General features: G+C 71.0%; 10 protein-coding genes. 7 read left to right on the forward strand and 3 right to left on the reverse strand.

Annotated features, from left to right (window positions below):
- The first annotated feature begins 4 nt into the window (after positions 1–4).
- The gene (gene hflX, locus ACFY2L_RS34220) at positions 5–1,498 is read left to right on the forward strand and encodes a GTPase HflX (RefSeq protein ID WP_390661913.1); all 1,494 of its coding nucleotides are present in this window, start codon (positions 5–7) and stop codon (positions 1,496–1,498) included.
- A 133-nt stretch (positions 1,499–1,631) separates the two neighbouring features.
- Here the strand turns inward: hflX and ACFY2L_RS34225 are convergent, their stop codons facing one another.
- Positions 1,632–2,855, reverse strand: a complete 1,224-nt coding sequence (locus ACFY2L_RS34225) for a trypsin-like serine peptidase (RefSeq protein ID WP_390824283.1) — start codon at positions 2,853–2,855, stop codon at positions 1,632–1,634.
- Positions 2,856–3,136: 281 nt separating this feature from the next.
- On the opposite strand from ACFY2L_RS34225, the gene ACFY2L_RS34230 reads away from it, so the two are divergent.
- The 4 genes from ACFY2L_RS34230 (at position 3,137) to ACFY2L_RS34245 (ending at position 9,966) form a co-directional block, all read left to right on the forward strand.
- Positions 3,137–4,858 carry a diaminobutyrate--2-oxoglutarate transaminase family protein gene (locus ACFY2L_RS34230; protein WP_390824284.1) on the forward strand — a complete coding sequence of 574 codons (1,722 nt, stop codon included), beginning with the start codon at positions 3,137–3,139 and terminating at the stop codon, positions 4,856–4,858.
- 146 nt (positions 4,859–5,004) lie between these two features.
- Positions 5,005–6,978 (forward strand): IucA/IucC family protein, encoded by a 1,974-nt coding sequence (locus ACFY2L_RS34235; protein ID WP_390824285.1) that lies wholly within the window; start codon positions 5,005–5,007, stop codon positions 6,976–6,978.
- Between the two features lie 85 nt (positions 6,979–7,063).
- Entirely contained in the window at positions 7,064–7,699 is a 636-nt protein-coding gene (locus tag ACFY2L_RS34240; RefSeq protein WP_390824333.1) for a GNAT family N-acetyltransferase, read from the forward strand.
- 290 nt (positions 7,700–7,989) lie between these two features.
- Positions 7,990–9,966, forward strand: coding sequence for an ATP-dependent DNA helicase (locus tag ACFY2L_RS34245; protein WP_390661910.1), 1,977 nt, complete (start codon positions 7,990–7,992; stop codon positions 9,964–9,966).
- Positions 9,967–10,248: 282 nt separating this feature from the next.
- Here ACFY2L_RS34245 and lexA read toward each other — a convergent pair whose 3' ends face one another.
- Positions 10,249–11,028, reverse strand: a complete 780-nt coding sequence (gene lexA / locus ACFY2L_RS34250; RefSeq protein WP_055635752.1) for a transcriptional repressor LexA — start codon at positions 11,026–11,028, stop codon at positions 10,249–10,251.
- Between the two features lie 582 nt (positions 11,029–11,610).
- On the opposite strand from lexA, the gene nrdR reads away from it, so the two are divergent.
- On the forward strand, positions 11,611–12,180 hold the full coding sequence (nrdR, locus tag ACFY2L_RS34255) for a transcriptional regulator NrdR (protein WP_390824286.1): 570 nt from the start codon (positions 11,611–11,613) through the stop codon (positions 12,178–12,180).
- 164 nt (positions 12,181–12,344) lie between these two features.
- Positions 12,345–15,239, forward strand: coding sequence for a vitamin B12-dependent ribonucleotide reductase (locus tag ACFY2L_RS34260; protein WP_390824287.1), 2,895 nt, complete (start codon positions 12,345–12,347; stop codon positions 15,237–15,239).
- A 93-nt stretch (positions 15,240–15,332) separates the two neighbouring features.
- Here ACFY2L_RS34260 and ACFY2L_RS34265 read toward each other — a convergent pair whose 3' ends face one another.
- Positions 15,333–15,866, reverse strand: a complete 534-nt coding sequence (locus ACFY2L_RS34265; RefSeq protein WP_390661907.1) for a TerD family protein — start codon at positions 15,864–15,866, stop codon at positions 15,333–15,335.
- Positions 15,867–15,903 lie beyond the last annotated feature (37 nt).

A 15,903-nucleotide genomic window follows, 5' to 3' on the forward strand; every position in this document is an offset into this window, starting at 1 on the left:
CCCAATGACCTCCTCTTCTTCCCCTTCCCAGGACACCAAGCGCTTCGCGCACGCCTACCCCGAAGGTCTTCGGGCCGATGCCCTGATGGAAGAGGACGTCGCCTGGAGCCACGAGATCGACGGAGAGCGGGACGGCGACCAGTTCGACCGCTCCGACCGCGCGGCCCTGCGCCGTGTGGTGGGCCTCTCCACCGAGCTCGAGGACGTCACCGAGGTCGAGTACCGCCAGCTCCGCCTGGAGCGGGTCGTGCTCGTCGGCGTCTGGACCTCGGGGACCGTGCAGGACGCGGAGAACTCCCTCGCGGAGCTCGCCGCCCTCGCGGAGACCGCGGGCGCGCTCGTGCTCGACGGCGTGATCCAGCGTCGCGACAAGCCCGACGCGGCCACCTACATCGGCTCCGGCAAGGCCGACGAGCTGCGCGACATCGTCCTCGAGACGGGCGCGGACACCGTCATCTGCGACGGTGAGCTCAGCCCGGGCCAGCTGATCCACCTCGAGGACGTCGTCAAGGTCAAGGTCATCGACCGCACGGCCCTGATCCTCGACATCTTCGCCCAGCACGCCAAGTCCCGGGAGGGCAAGGCGCAGGTCGCGCTCGCGCAGATGCAGTACATGCTGCCGAGGCTGCGCGGCTGGGGTCAGTCGCTGTCCCGTCAGATGGGCGGCGGCAAGGGCGGCGGCCTCGCCACCCGAGGCCCCGGTGAGACGAAGATCGAGACGGACCGGCGACGGATCCGCGAGAAGATGGCGAAGATGCGCCGGGAGATCGCGGAGATGAAGACCGGCCGCGAGATCAAGCGCCAGGAGCGCAAGCGCCACAAGGTGCCGTCCGTCGCCATCGCGGGCTACACCAACGCCGGCAAGTCCTCCCTGCTCAACCGTCTCACCGGCGCGGGCGTCCTGGTCGAGAACGCCCTGTTCGCGACCCTCGACCCGACCGTGCGCCGGGCCGAGACCCCGAGCGGCCGCCTGTACACCCTGGTGGACACCGTCGGCTTCGTCCGGCATCTGCCCCACCACCTGGTCGAGGCCTTCCGCTCCACCATGGAGGAGGTCGGCGAGTCCGACCTGATCCTGCACGTGGTGGACGGCTCGCACCCGAACCCGGAGGAGCAGCTGGCCGCCGTACGCGAGGTCGTCCGGGACGTCGGCGCCACCGAGGTGCCGGAGATCGTCGTGATCAACAAGGCGGACGCTGCCGACCCGCTGACCCTCCAGCGGATCATGCGGATCGAGAAGCGTTCCATCGCCGTCTCGGCCCGCACCGGCCAGGGCATCGAGGAACTGCTCGCGCTCATCGACAACGAGCTGCCGCGGCCCTCGGTCGAGATCGAGGCGCTCGTGCCGTACACCCACGGCAAGCTGGTCGCCCGCGCCCACACCGAGGGCGAGGTGATCTCCGCGGAGCACACGGCGGAGGGCACCCTGCTCAAGGCCCGGGTGCACGAGGAACTGGCGGCGGACCTCGCGCCGTACGTTCCGGCACCGGTCTCCTGATCGGGCGCCGGCGGTCCGAGCGTCCGCCGGCGGCCCGAGCGGCCGTACCTCTCCGAGAAGTCCGAAGGCCCGCCCCCCGCTTGCAAGCGGGGGGCGGGCCTTCGGCGCGTGGGACACCCCACCGCCACTTCCGCTACTGACCGGCGAACTTGTCACTCACCGAGTCGTACACGCCCTGGGCCACCTCGCCCAGCCGCGGTCCCGCGAGCCAGCCCGCACTCGCCGGGCCGATCGAGGTGTTGGAGACCAGCGCCGGCTTGCCGTCCGACCCCGTCGCCACCCAGCCGCCGCCGGACGAACCACCGGTCATCGTGCAGCCGATGCGGTACATCGTCGGGTCCGACTCGCTGAACGACAGCCGCCCCGGCTTGTCCTGGCACTGGTAGAGCTTCTGCCCGTCGAACGGCGCCGCGGCCGGGTACCCCGTCGCGGTGATGCCGCTGACCTTCGGCACCGCGGGGGCGTTGAAGTCCACCGGCAGCGCCGAACCGACCGTCTCCTCCAGCGACTTGCCGGAACCGCCCGCCTCAGGCGTCACATGGATGACGGCGAAGTCGTACGGCGCGCCGTCGCCGCCGGTCTGCCCGCCCTGCGCGATCCACTGGTCGGAGGTCTTCACCCAGTCGCCCCACCAGACGCCGTACGGAGCGGCCTCCTCCTTGGTGGCCGTCTCCAGCTGCTCGGCCGCCAGGCCCTCGTCGTTGTACGACGGCACGAACGCGATGTTGCGGTACCAGCCGCCCTTCTTGCCCGCGTGCACACAGTGCCCCGCCGTCCACACCAGGTTGGACTTGCCCGGGTGGGCCGGGTCCTCGACGACCGTCGCCGAACAGACCATCGTGCCCTCGGGGGAGTCGAAGAACACCTTGCCCGCCTCGGGGGCGTTGGCGTGGTACGTCGTCGGGACGGCCTCCGCGTCCACGGGCGCCGGCGTCGGGTCGGTCACGCCCTGGTCACCGGAGAGGTCGTTGTCGTCGACGGCGCGGTCCGGATCCTCGGCCTCCCGCATCCGGTCCGGGTCCCACAGACCCTTGATGATCGGGTTGACGTAGTCCTGCGCCTCGCGCAGCCAGTCGTCCCTGTCCCAGTTCTTCCAGGCGCCGTTCTTCCACTTGTCGAGATCGATCCCGTGCTCCTTGAGCCGGTCCTTGATGTCGTCCGGGATCGTGATCTTGCCGTCGTCGCCGGCCGTGGCCGACGCGCTCGCCTGGCTGCCGGCGCTGGTGTCACCCGAGTCGCAGGCGGTCGCGGTGAGCGCGAGCGCCGAGGCGAGGGCGAGGGCACCGAGCACGGGGGAGGTTCTGCGGCGCGCGTTCCTCCCCCGACGAGCGGTGAACGACGGCCGTATGGATCGCATGGTCTGACTCCCCCTGCTGTCAACGAACTTGAAGCCACGGCCGTTGCGTCGGGGCCGAACTCGTCGTGACCTCACGCCGAGTTCAGGCGCCTCTCACGGCCCTGTGCAATGCCTCCACACGATATGCGTTCGCTGTGGGGGACTCCCGACGGGAGGGCAACGGTTCCGTCACGGCAAGGATCTTGAGGCAACCCGTAACCAGGAGAGCCGTCCGGGGTTGGTGGTGGTGGGGGGTCCGCTGCCCGTGCTCGGCCCCCTGAACCGCGGGAGGACAGGGAGCCGTGGCCGTGACCGAGCCAGTGCCCGAGGAGGCCCCCTCGGGGCGTTCCACCGGAACGTCCGCCCCGGGGACTTCCTCCGCCGGGGCCGATGGTGCTGACGCTGTCGGGACCGCCGCCGTCGGCGCTGCCGCCGAAGGGAGACCGGCGGGCGCCCGGTTCGCGTACGAGGGGATCCTGCGGCGCCAGTCGGCACGGGAGTCGGCGGCGCGCACCTATGCGCGTGCCCTCCCCATCGTGCCGGTACGGGCCCGGGGACTGACCATCGAGGGCGCGGACGGCCGCCGCTACCTCGACTGCCTGTCCGGCGCCGGCGCCCTCGCGCTCGGCCACAACCACCCCGTCGTCCTGGAGGCCATTCGCAAGGTCCTCGACTCGGGTGCGCCCCTGCACGTCCTGGACCTCGCCACTCCGGTCAAGGACGCCTTCGTCACCGAACTGTTCCACACCCTCCCGCCCGGGCTCGCCGACCGCGCACGCGTGCAGTTCTGCGGACCCGCCGGCACGGACGCCGTGGAGGCCGCGCTCAAGCTGGTCCGCGCCGCCACCGGCCGCACCGGCGTCCTGGCCTTCACCGGCGCCTACCACGGCATGACCACCGGTTCCCTCGAAGCCTCCGGTGGTGCCCTCGACGTCCGGGTGGCACGCCTGCCCTATCCGCAGGACTACCGCTGTCCGTTCGGCGTCGGCGGCGAGCGCGGTGCCGAACTCGCCGCCCGCTGGACCGAGTCCGTCCTCGACGATCCCAAGTCCGGCGTCCGGCATCCGGCCGGCATGATCCTCGAACCCGTCCAGGGCGAGGGCGGCGTGATCCCCGCGCCGGACACCTGGATGCGCCGTATGCGGCAGATCACCGCCGACCGCTCCGTCCCGCTCATCGCCGACGAGGTCCAGACGGGCGTCGGCCGCACCGGCGCCTTCTGGGCGGTGGAGCACAGCGGGATCACCCCCGATGTGATGGTCCTGTCCAAGGCCATCGGCGGCAGCCTGCCCCTGGCCGTCATCGTCTACCGCGACGACCTCGACGTGTGGGAACCCGGCGCCCACGCGGGCACGTTCCGCGGCAACCAGCTCGCCATGGCCGCCGGCACGGCCACCCTCGCCCACGTCCGCGAGAACCGCCTCGCCGAACGCGCGGCCACCCTGGGCGCCCACATGCTGGACCAGCTCCGGCACCTCGCCGAGACCCTGCCGTGCATGGGTGACGTGCGGGGGCGCGGACTGATGATCGGGGTCGAGCTGGTCGACCCGGAGGGGGAGCGCGCGCACGGGCGGCGTGCGGACGGCGACGGCAGCGGCACGCCGGGCCACGGCCAGGACGCGACGGGCGACCGGCGGGCTGCGCCGCGCCACGGCCCCTCGGTCCCCGCCGCTGCCCCAGGCACCCCCGGCCCTGCTGAGATCAGCACCGTCACGGGGATTCCCGCCCCGGGGCGCGGCCCGCACCCCGCCGCCCCCGAACTGGCCCTCGCCGTACGGCGGGAGTGCCTGCGCCGGGGCCTGATCGTCGAACTCGGAGGCCGCCACGCAAGCGTCGTACGACTGCTCCCGCCCCTCACGATCACCGACGAACAGGCGGCCGCCGTACTCGACCGGCTGGCCGACGCGATCGAGGCGGCCTTCCGGCGCGGCGCCCACCGCACGGGCCCACGCGACGAGGACCAGCCGAGCCCGCCGACCGGACAGGCGTGGAAGCGACGTGGCCGTGCCGAACGGCCGGGGTGACGCGGGCACCCGGCCGAGCCGCTCGCCCACCATCCCCTTGCCCGTGCCACCGGCACCGACCACCCCCTCCCCGCCGTCGCGCCCCCGGCGCCCCACCGGCATCTCCCGCCGCCGACCGTGCCGGCCCCACCCCATGAGGAGCGACCTTGCACAACTCCCCACCGCCCACCGGCTCCCCGGATCCCGCCTCCGCCGTCGCCACCACACGAGCGTCCACCTCCTCCGTTCCGTCGACCACCCGCACACCGACCGCCTTCATCCCTCCTCAGCAGCGCGACGCCGCGCACGCCGGACCGTCGCACGGCCTCCCGGCCGACCTCCTGGACCACGCCGACCCGCACACCGCGGCCCAGGCCGCGGCCGTGGAGAACCTGCTGCGCTGCTGGGTGCGTGAGGCGGGCATGCCCGCTCCCACCGACGGCACGCTCCGTGTGCCGTTGCCCGCCAGCGGCACCGCCCTGCTCACCCCCGTCCGTCACTGGTCCCCGACCGGCTGGCACCGCTTCGGCCTCCCGCGCCTGGCCGGCGCCCCCGAACAGTCGCCGCCCGTGGACGCCGTCACGATCGCCGCGCTGCTGGCCCGCGAGACACCCGCCGGGACCGGCCCGGCCGCCGGAGGCGTGGACCTCGTGGCGCGCGTCGCCGACTCCCTGCGCCGTACCGCCCACTTCATCGGCGAGCGCCGGGACCAACCGTCCGACGGACCCGACCTGTTCCTGTCCGCCGAACAGGCGCTGATCCTCGGACACCCCCTGCACCCGGCCCCGAAGAGCCGGGAGGGCCTCTCCGACGCGGAAGCACGCCTGTACTCACCCGAGCTGCGCGGCTCCTTCCCCCTGCACTGGCTGGCTGTCGCTCCTTCCCTGCTCGTCACCGACTCCGCCTGGACGGAAGGCGGCCGCACGGTTCCCGCGGACCGGCTGACGGCCCGGCTCGCCGCCCCCGGACCGCCGTCTCCCGACGACTTCGCCCTTCTGCCCCTGCATCCCTGGCAGGCGCACGAGGTCAGGCACCGCCCCGATGTCGCCGCCCTGTTCGACGCCGGGCTGCTCCGGGACCTCGGCGCGCACGGCTCCCCGTGGCACCCCACCTCCTCGGTGCGCACGGTCCACCGCTCCGGCGCCCCGGCGATGCTCAAACTGTCGCTCGGCCTGCGTATCACCAACTCCCGTCGAGAGAACCTGCGTAAGGAACTCCATCGCGGTGTCGAAGTGCACCGTCTGCTGCGGACCGGCCTGTCGAGGCAGTGGCAGGCAGCCCACCCGGGCTTCGACATCGTCCGCGACCCTGCCTGGCTCGCCGTCGACGGGACGGACGGCCGCCCCGTGACCGGCCTCGACGTGGTGATCCGGCACAACCCGTTCGCCCCCACGGACGACGTGTCGTGCGTCGCGGGCCTCGTCTCACCGCGCCCGTACGCCCGAGACGCCCTCGTGTCCTGCACCCCCGACGCCCTGGCGACCGTGGCGCGCCCGCCCGCCCCGGGCACTGCCGTCGTCCAGAGCTCCCGGCTGGCCGTGCTGCTCACCCGGCTCGCCGGACGGACAGGGCGTCCGCTCGGCGCGGTCGCCGCCGAGTGGTTCCTGCGCTACCTGGAGCAGGTCGTGCGCCCGGTGCTGTGGCTCGACGGGGAAGCGGGCATCGCGCTGGAAGCCCACCAGCAGAACACGCTCCTCCTGCTGGACTCCGACGGCTGGCCCACCGGCGGCCGCTACCGTGACAACCAGGGCTACTACTTCCGCGCCTCCCGCCGCGCGGAACTCGAAGCCCGGCTGCCCGGTATCGGCGAGCACAGCGACACCTTCGTCCCGGACGAGGTCACCGACGAGCGCTTCGCCTACTACCTGGCCATCAACAATGTGCTCGGCCTCATCGGCGCCTTCGGCTCTCAGCGCCTCGCCGACGAACGCCTGCTCCTTGCCGCCTTCCGAGGCTTTCTCACCTCCGCGGCCTGCGGCCCCGACCGGTTGCGCAGCTCGCTGCCCGCCCGTCTCCTCGACTCGCCCGTACTGCGCTGCAAGGCCAATCTGCTGACCCGGCTGCACGGCCTCGACGAACTCGTCGGCCCCGTCGACACCCAGTCCGTGTACGTCACCGTCGCCAACCCCCTGCGCTCCTGAACCGTCCGCATCCCCGACTCCCACTCCTTCACTCCTGAGGAACCTGCCCTAGCCGCCTGCTGAGAGGAGCCTTGCCGTGCCCCCCATCCCCACCAGCGCCGCCGGTGCCGCCCCCGTCCTCACCCTCGGCAGGGACGAGGCCCCACCCAGCGGCCCGCTGCCCGGCCGTGCCGGCGACTGGGGATCCACCGCCACACCTGTGGGCGCGTTCCGCCTCGTCCCCGTCCAGGTCGAGAGGGATCTGCCCCGCATCGGGCGGTGGATGAACGAGCCGGCGGTCGCCGCGTTCTGGGAACTGGCGGGTCCTCTGGCCCTGACCGAACGGCACCTGCGTCAACTCGCCGACGCCGGTCACAGCCATCCGTGTCTCGGTGTGCTGGAGGGCACGCCGATGAGCTACTGGGAGATCTACCGGGCGGATCTCGACCCCCTGGCCCGCCACTACCCCGCCCGAGCTCACGACACCGGCATCCATCTCCTCATCGGGGATGCCGCCACCCGTGGGCGAGGGCTCGGCGGTCTGCTGCTGAGAGCCGTCACCGACCTCGTACTCGACAGGAGACCCGCGTGTTCGCGGGTCGTCGCTGAACCCGATCTTCGCAACACCCCCTCCGTCGCCGCCTTCCTCAGCGCCGGTTTCCGCTTCTCCGCCGAGCTCGACCTGCCCGCCAAGCGGGCCGGCCTCATGATCAGAGACAGGAACCTGCGTGAGGTGATGTGACGCTCCGTGCTCGCGCCGTTACAAATGGAACGCTCCGGAATCCGGACCGGTTCCCGCCCGTCCCGCGAATCTCGGAGAATTTCTCCCGGCCGTCCCCTCGCACGCTCCGACCCCGCCCGCTCGCTCCCGGCGGCCTCCGTCACTCCCACCGCCCCCGCCGTTGTCCCCACCGGGCCCTCCAGCAGCCCCGAATCCGAGAAGCCCCGCACCTTGATTCCGTCACCGTTGTCCCCGCCGACCTCCCGGTCGCTCACCCGTTTGTCAGTCCCGAGCCGTAGGGTGGTCGCGCTATGACGAAGCCCTCTCTCCCCGAACTCCTCCACGCCGCCGTCGCCGCTGTCGGCGGTACGGAGCGCCCCGGCCAGGTGACCATGGCCGAAGCCGTCGCGGAGGCGATCGACGACGGCTCCCATCTCCTGGTGCAGGCAGGCACCGGCACCGGTAAGTCGCTGGGCTACCTGGTGCCCGCGCTGGCGCACGGGGAGCGCGTCGTGGTCGCGACCGCCACCCTGGCGCTGCAACGCCAGCTCGTGGAGCGGGACCTGCCGCGCACGGTCGAGGCGCTGCATCCGCTGCTGCGCCGGCGCCCGGAGTTCGCGATGCTCAAGGGCCGGTCGAACTATCTGTGCCTGCACCGCCTGCACGAAGGCGTCCCGCAGGACGAGGAGGAGGGCCTCTTCGACCAGTTCGAGGCGGCCGCGCCCACCAGCAAGCTGGGCCAGGACCTGTTGCGGCTGCGCGACTGGGCGGACGAGACCGAGTCCGGCGACCGGGACGACCTCACGCCCGGCGTGTCCGACCGGGCCTGGGCCCAGGTGTCGGTGTCCTCGCGGGAGTGCCTGGGCGCGTCGAAGTGCGCGTACGGCGCGGAGTGCTTCGCGGAGATGGCCCGCGAACGCGCCAAGCTGTCCGAGGTCGTCGTCACCAACCACGCCCTGCTGGCCATCGACGCCATCGAGGGCGCCCCCGTGCTTCCGCAGCACGAGGTGCTGATCGTCGACGAGGCGCACGAGCTGGTGTCGAGGGTGACCGGCGTCGCCACCGGCGAGCTCACCCCGGGCCAGGTCAACCGAGCGGTGCGGCGCGCCGCCAAGCTGGTCAACGAGAAGGCCGCCGACCAGCTCCAGACCGCCGCCGAGGGCTTCGAGCGGCTGATGGAGCTGGCGCTGCCGGGCCGTCTGGAGGAGATCCCGGAAGACCTCACCTACGCCCTCATGGCCCTGCGCGATGCCGCGCGCACCGTCATCTCCGCGATCGGCGCCACCCGTGACAAGTCTGTGCAGGACGAGGACGCGGTCCGCAAGCAGGCGCTCGCCTCCGTGGAGAGCGTGCACGACGTGGCGGAGCGCATCGTCAACGGCTCCGAGTACGACGTCGTCTGGTACGAACGGCACGACCGCTTCGGCGCGTCCCTGCGCGTCGCCCCCATGTCCGTGTCGGGACTGCTGCGGGAGAAGCTCTTCGCGGACCGCTCCGTGACCCTGGCCTCGGCGACGCTGAAGCTCGGCGGGGACTTCAACGGTGTGGGCGCCTCCCTGGGCCTCGCCCCGGAGGGCACCGAGGGCGACGACCTCCCCAAGTGGAAGGGGATCGACGTCGGCTCCCCCTTCGACTACCGCAAGCAGGGCATCCTGTACGTCGCCAGGCACCTGTCGCGTCCCGCACGCGACGGCGACCGCGCGGACATGCTGGACGAGCTGACCGAACTGATCCAGGCGGCCGGCGGCCGTACCCTCGGCCTCTTCTCCTCCATGCGCGGCGCACAGCTCGCCGCCGAGGAACTGCGCGGCCGCATCCCGGAGTTCCCGATCCTCCTGCAGGGCGAGGAGACCCTGGGCGAGCTGATCAAGAACTTCGCTGCGGATCCGAAGACGTGTCTCTTCGGCACGCTGTCGCTGTGGCAGGGCGTGGACGTCCCCGGCCCCAGCTGCCAACTGGTGGTCATGGACAAGATCCCGTTCCCGCGTCCGGACGACCCGCTGATGAGCGCCCGCCAGAAGGCGGTCGAGGACGGCGGGGGCAACGGCTTCATGGCGGTCGCCGCCACCCACGCGGCGCTGCTCATGGCGCAGGGCGCGGGCCGGCTCGTCCGTGCGTCGGGGGACCGGGGCGTGGTCGCGGTCCTGGACCAGCGCTTGGCGACGGCTCGCTACGGGAGCTATCTGAAGGCGTCCATGCCGGACTTCTGGTACACGACGGACCGCAATCAGGTCCGCAAGTCGCTCGCGGCGATCGACGCGGCGGCCCGGCAGGCCGAGACGGAGTGAGGGGCGGGCGCTTCCCCGGGCGGGTTGTCCTCTGCCCGGGGACGCGCCCTCACCGGTACTGGTCGTCCCCGGAAGGACTCGTCGTCTCGACGGCGCAGGCCGCCGGTGGGGCGGGCCACGCCACGGGTGCAGCGAACGAGGGCCGCCTCGACGCCTCAAGGGTGAGGAGCCGCCCTGCCTCAAGGGTGAGGAGCGCCCTGCGCAGCACAGGGCCCCGGAACCGGCGCAGGGATCCCGGGGCCCAGTCAGAGGGGCGGAGGAGGTGAGGCCCGCCCGGCGTGCTCAGACGCGTCGGAGTACCGCCACCACCTTGCCGAGGATGGTCGCGTCGTCGCCGGGAATCGGCTCGTACGCCGCGTTGTGCGGGAGGAGCCACACATGGCCGTCCTCACGCTTGAACCGCTTCACGGTGGCTTCGCCGTCGAGCATGGCGGCCACGATGTCGCCGTTCTCGGCGACGGGCTGGCGCCTGACGGTGACCCAGTCGCCGTCGCAGATCGCGGCCTCGATCATCGAGTCGCCGACGACCTTCAGCACGAACAGCTCACCGTCGCCCACGAGCTGCCGGGGGAGCGGGAAGACGTCCTCGACGGACTCCTCGGCGAGGATCGGGCCACCGGCGGCGATACGGCCCACCAGCGGGACGTACGACGCGGCGGGCTTGCCGGCGGTGTCCGTGGGCTGCACGGAGACGGCCTGGTCGGAGCCGCGGACCTCGTAGGCACGCGGGCGGTGCGGGTCACGGCGCAGGAAGCCCTTCCGCTCCAGTGCCATCAGCTGGTGCGCCACCGAGGACGTGCTGGACAGGCCGACGGCCTGGCCGATCTCCCGCATGGACGGCGGGTAGCCGCGCCGCTGCACGGAGTCCCGGATGACCTCGATCACCCGGCGCTGACGGTCGGTGAGTCCCGAGCTGTCCGCCCGGATGCCTGGAGGTCGGCCCGGCAGGGAGCGCTTGTGTCCCTCGGGATTCACGGCTTCGTTCATCGCATGCACCGGCTCGAGTCGGCCCTGGGAGCGGTCCTGGGCGGTGATGGTGGCACTGTCTGCGGTGGTGGTCACGTCGGCCCCTCTCGATTGTCTCCCTGCTGGACAACGGTAGTTGCTTTCGAAAGGTTGCGCCAAACACACGTTCGAGTGAAAAAGCGTGAATAGCCTGACTTGATCATGTGTCTGGGTGTATGGCCAATGCGATACCTGGCAGGTGAGCGAGCTCCTTGTTGTACTCTTCACCGCCGGGGTCGGCGCCCTCGTGAGGTGCGGCCCCAGTCTGCCATCCGGCCTCCGGTCGTCCGGCCGCCGGGCCCGCTCCGCGCGAGAGTCCCACCGGTCCTCCCTGCGGCGCCCACGATATCGCCGTATGTGCCGCGCGGACACGGTTGCGCACGCGCGCGTACGGGCGGGTTTCGAGTGCTCACCGTGACGGCTGAACCGCAGGGGGTGAGGCTCTCCACTGCGACACGCGATACAGCCTGGGTGTATGAGCCAATCCCCATATCTAGTGCTTGGATGTCATCAGCAGCCCAGAAGTTGTGGTCCCCGGTGTCTTCGGACCCTCATGGATCGCCTATGCTTGGGGCTGCTTCGAGGGGCCCGTGAGGCCCGCGATGCCATTGAGTCTGCTGTGAGGAGGGTTGGGAGTTCATGCACTGCCCCTTCTGCAGGCACCCCGACAGCCGTGTCGTCGACAGCCGTACGACGGACGACGGCACGTCGATCCGCAGGCGCCGCCAGTGTCCTGACTGCTCCCGTCGTTTCACGACCGTGGAGACGTGCTCGCTCATGGTGGTGAAGCGGTCCGGAGTCACCGAACCGTTCAGCCGCACCAAGGTCATCAACGGCGTGCGCAAGGCGTGCCAGGGACGGCCTGTCACCGAGGACGCTCTCGCCCAGCTCGGCCAGCGGGTCGAGGAGGCGGTGCGCGCCACCGGGAGCGCCGAGCTGACCACCCACGACGTGGGGCTGGCCATACTCGGCCCGTTGCAGGAACTCGACCTCGTCGCCTACCTGCGGTTCGCCTCCGTCTACCGGGCGTTCGACTCGCTCGAGGACTTCGAGGCCGCGATCGCGGAACTCAGGGACCAGACGGGACACCCCGCCGCGGACGACGGCGACCGCGAAGACGACCCGGGCGCGGTCGCGGGGGGCCGGAAGGACGACGGCGGGCGCGGAGGGACCGGGCAGGTCCCCGTGCCCGCCCACGCCGCCGACTGACCCGGCGGGCCGGACCCGGGCCCTCGGGCCCCGGATCCGGCCGGGCGGCGGCGGACGAAGACTTGCTGCGGGCCAGGGATGGGTGCCCGCAGCACCAGACACACCACCATGTCACGGGAACATCGTGGCATTTCAGGGCGTTTTTGCCTGTACAGGGAGGCGGCATGACAGAGACGGCGAGCGGTCCGGCACGAGGTTCCCGAGCGAAGGGCACCAAGACCAGCAAGGGCCTGCGTATCGAGCGCATTCACACCACCCCCGGCGTGCACCCGTACGACGAGGTGGTCTGGGAGCGCCGTGACGTCGTCATGACCAACTGGCGCGACGGCTCGGTCAACTTCGAGCAGCGTGGCGTCGAGTTCCCCGACTTCTGGTCGGTGAACGCGGTCAACATCGTCACCAGCAAGTACTTCCGCGGGGCTGTCGGCACTCCCCAGCGCGAGGTCAGCCTCAAGCAGCTGATCGACCGCATCGTGAAGACGTACCGGAAGGCCGGGGAGGACTACAAGTACTTCGCCTCGCCCGCCGACGCCGAGATCTTCGAGCACGAGCTTGCCTACGCCCTGCTGCACCAGATCTTCAGCTTCAACAGCCCTGTCTGGTTCAACGTCGGCACCCCGCAGCCCCAGCAGGTCTCCGCCTGCTTCATCCTGGCCGTCGACGACTCCATGGAGTCGATCCTCGACTGGTACAAGGAAGAGGGCATGATCTTCAAGGGCGGTTCCGGCGCCGGCCTGAACCTCTCCCGCATCCGCTCCTCCAAGGAGCTGCTGTCCTCCGGCGGCAACGCCTCCGGCCCGGTCTCCTTCATGCGCGGCGCCGACGCCTCCGCCGGCACCATCAAGTCCGGTGGCGCCACCCGCCGTGCCGCCAAGATGGTCGTCCTCGACGTGGACCACCCGGACATCGAGAACTTCATCGAGACCAAGGTCAAGGAAGAGGAGAAGATCCGCGTCCTGCGCGACGCGGGCTTCGACATGGACCTGGGCGGCGACGACATCACGTCCGTCCAGTACCAGAACGCCAACAACTCGGTCCGCGTGAACGACGAGTTCATGGAGGCCGTCGAGCGGGGCGGCAAGTTCGGCCTGCGCGCCCGGATGACCGGCGAGGTGATCGAGGAGGTCGACGCCAAGGCGCTCTTCCGCAAGATCGCCGAGGCCGCCTGGGCCTGCGCCGACCCCGGCATCCAGTACGACGGCGTCATCAACAACTGGCACACCTGCCCCGAGTCCGGCCGGATCACCGCGTCGAACCCGTGCAGCGAGTACATGCACCTGGACAACACGTCCTGCAACCTGGCCTCGCTGAACCTGATGAAGTTCCTCAAGGACGACGGCAAGGGCAACCAGTCCTTCCAGACCGAGCGCTTCCAGAAGGTCGTCGAGCTCGTCATCACCGCGATGGACATCTCCATCTGCTTCGCGGACTTCCCGACGCAGAAGATCGGCGAGAACACGCGCGCGTTCCGCCAGCTCGGCATCGGCTACGCCAACCTCGGCGCCCTGCTGATGGCCACCGGCCACGCGTACGACTCCGAGGGCGGCCGCGCCCTGGCCGGCTCCATCACCTCCCTGATGACCGGCACCGCCTACCGCCGCTCCGCCGAGCTGGCCGCGGTCGTCGGCCCGTACGACGGCTACGCCCGCAACGCCGACGCCCACAAGCGCGTCATGAAGCAGCACGCCGACGCCAACGGCACGGCCGTCCGCATGGACGACCTGGACAACCCGGTCTGGGCCGCCGCCACGGAGGCCTGGCAGGACGTCCTGCGCCTCGGCGAACAGAACGGTTTCCGTAACTCCCAGGCGTCCGTCCTCGCCCCGACCGGCACCATCGGTCTGGCGATGTCCTGCGACACCACCGGTGTCGAGCCCGACCTCGCCCTGGTCAAGTTCAAGAAGCTGGTCGGCGGCGGCTCGATGCAGATCGTCAACGGCACCGTCCCGCAGGCGCTGCGCCGCCTGGGCTACCAGGAGGAGCAGATCGAGGCGATCGTCGCCCACATCGCCGAGCACGGCAATGTGATCGACGCCCCCGGCCTCAAGTCCGAGCACTACGAGGTGTTCGACTGCGCCATGGGCGAGCGCGCCATCTCCCCGATGGGCCACGTCCGCATGATGGCCGCGATCCAGCCCTGGATCTCCGGCGCCATCTCCAAGACGGTCAACATGCCGGAGACGGCGACCGTCGAGGAGGTCGAGGAGATCTACTTCGAGGCCTGGAAGCTCGGCGTCAAGGCGCTCGCGATCTACCGGGACAACTGCAAGGTCGGCCAGCCCCTCTCCGCGAAGACCAAGGAGAAGGAGAAGACCGAGATCACCGAGAAGGCCGAGGACACGATCCGTGCCGCGGTCGAGAAGGTGGTCGAGTACCGCCCGGTCCGCAAGCGTCTCCCCAAGGGCCGTCCCGGCATCACCACCTCCTTCACGGTCGGCGGCGCCGAGGGCTACATGACCGCCAACTCCTACCCGGACGACGGTCTCGGCGAGGTCTTCCTGAAGATGTCGAAGCAGGGTTCGACCCTCGCGGGCATGATGGACGCCTTCTCCATCGCGGTCTCCGTCGGCCTCCAGTACGGCGTCCCGCTGGAGACGTACGTCTCGAAGTTCACCAACATGCGCTTCGAGCCGGCCGGTATGACGGACGACCCGGACGTGCGGATGGCGCAGTCGATCGTCGACTACATCTTCCGCCGCCTGGCGCTCGACTTCCTGCCCTTCGAGACGCGCTCCGCCCTCGGCATCCACTCCGCCGAGGAGCGTCAGCGCCACCTGGAGACCGGCTCGTACGAGCCCGCCGAGGAGGAGGTCGACGTCGAGGGTCTGGCCCAGTCCGCCCCGCGGCAGACCGACCTGAAGGCCGTCGCCACTCCGAAGACCGGCGCCGAGGTGACCCAGCCCGCCCCGAAGCAGGCCCACACCAGCGCCGAACTGGTGGAGATGCAGCTGGGCATCCAGGCCGACGCTCCGCTGTGCTTCTCCTGCGGCACGAAGATGCAGCGGGCCGGCTCCTGCTACATCTGCGAGGGCTGCGGCTCGACCAGCGGCTGCAGCTGATCACAGCGGCATCGGCCAGGTCCGTGTGATCTGGCGAGGGCGGTGAAGCCGGTTTCCGGCTTCACCGCCCTCGGTGTTCGTGCCCGGCCGGGTTCAGGACTGGCGCACCTGGCCCATGACCCTGGTGAACGTCGCCGGGTCGTCCTCGAAGCCTTGCACGCCCGGGTGGAACGTCCAGCCGTCGGACGGCTCGCGCACGAACTCCGCGACCGTCGCCGCCGTCGCTCCGAGTACACCGCCGAAGTCGTCCTCGTCCAGGACGGTGTAGCCCTCCCGTATCCGGAAGGCGGGGTTGAGGACACTGACGAAGGTCCGGTTCGCCGGATGCTGCTGGATGACGACGCCCACCACCACGCGCGTGTACCGCGCGTCCAGCCGGTCGAGCTCCAGCGTCATGACCTCGTCCCAGCCGAAGCCCTTGCCGTCCTTGCTGTCCCGGTTGAGATAGATGGTGCCGTCGGGCGAGCGGCTGTCGAAGTGCACCACATAGGCGGGCGCCCCGCCCGGATCGCTCGCCAGGTACGTCGCGGCGACGATGTCCAGATCGGTGGGCGGCTGCCCCGCCGGACTCGGGTCCCACTTCAGCGCCATCTCGACCTTGCGGATCCCCTTGTTGATGCCGCTCACCAATGTCCCTCCCCGTTCACCAACTGACCTCACCCCG

Source organism: Streptomyces sp. NPDC001381, assembly GCF_042895685.1.
Lineage (GTDB): Bacteria > Actinomycetota > Actinomycetes > Streptomycetales > Streptomycetaceae > Streptomyces.

Bases quoted from the DNA above. Each gene is read 5' to 3' on its own strand.
- hflX (WP_390661913.1), top strand. From the start codon at position 5: ATGACCTCCTCTTCTTCCCCTTCCCAGGACACCAAGCGCTTCGCGCAC.
- ACFY2L_RS34225 (WP_390824283.1), bottom strand. From the start codon at position 2,855: ATGCGATCCATACGGCCGTCGTTCACCGCTCGTCGGGGGAGGAACGCG.
- ACFY2L_RS34245 (WP_390661910.1), top strand. From the start codon at position 7,990: ATGACGAAGCCCTCTCTCCCCGAACTCCTCCACGCCGCCGTCGCCGCT.
- nrdR (WP_390824286.1), top strand. From the start codon at position 11,611: ATGCACTGCCCCTTCTGCAGGCACCCCGACAGCCGTGTCGTCGACAGC.
- ACFY2L_RS34260 (WP_390824287.1), top strand. From the start codon at position 12,345: ATGACAGAGACGGCGAGCGGTCCGGCACGAGGTTCCCGAGCGAAGGGC.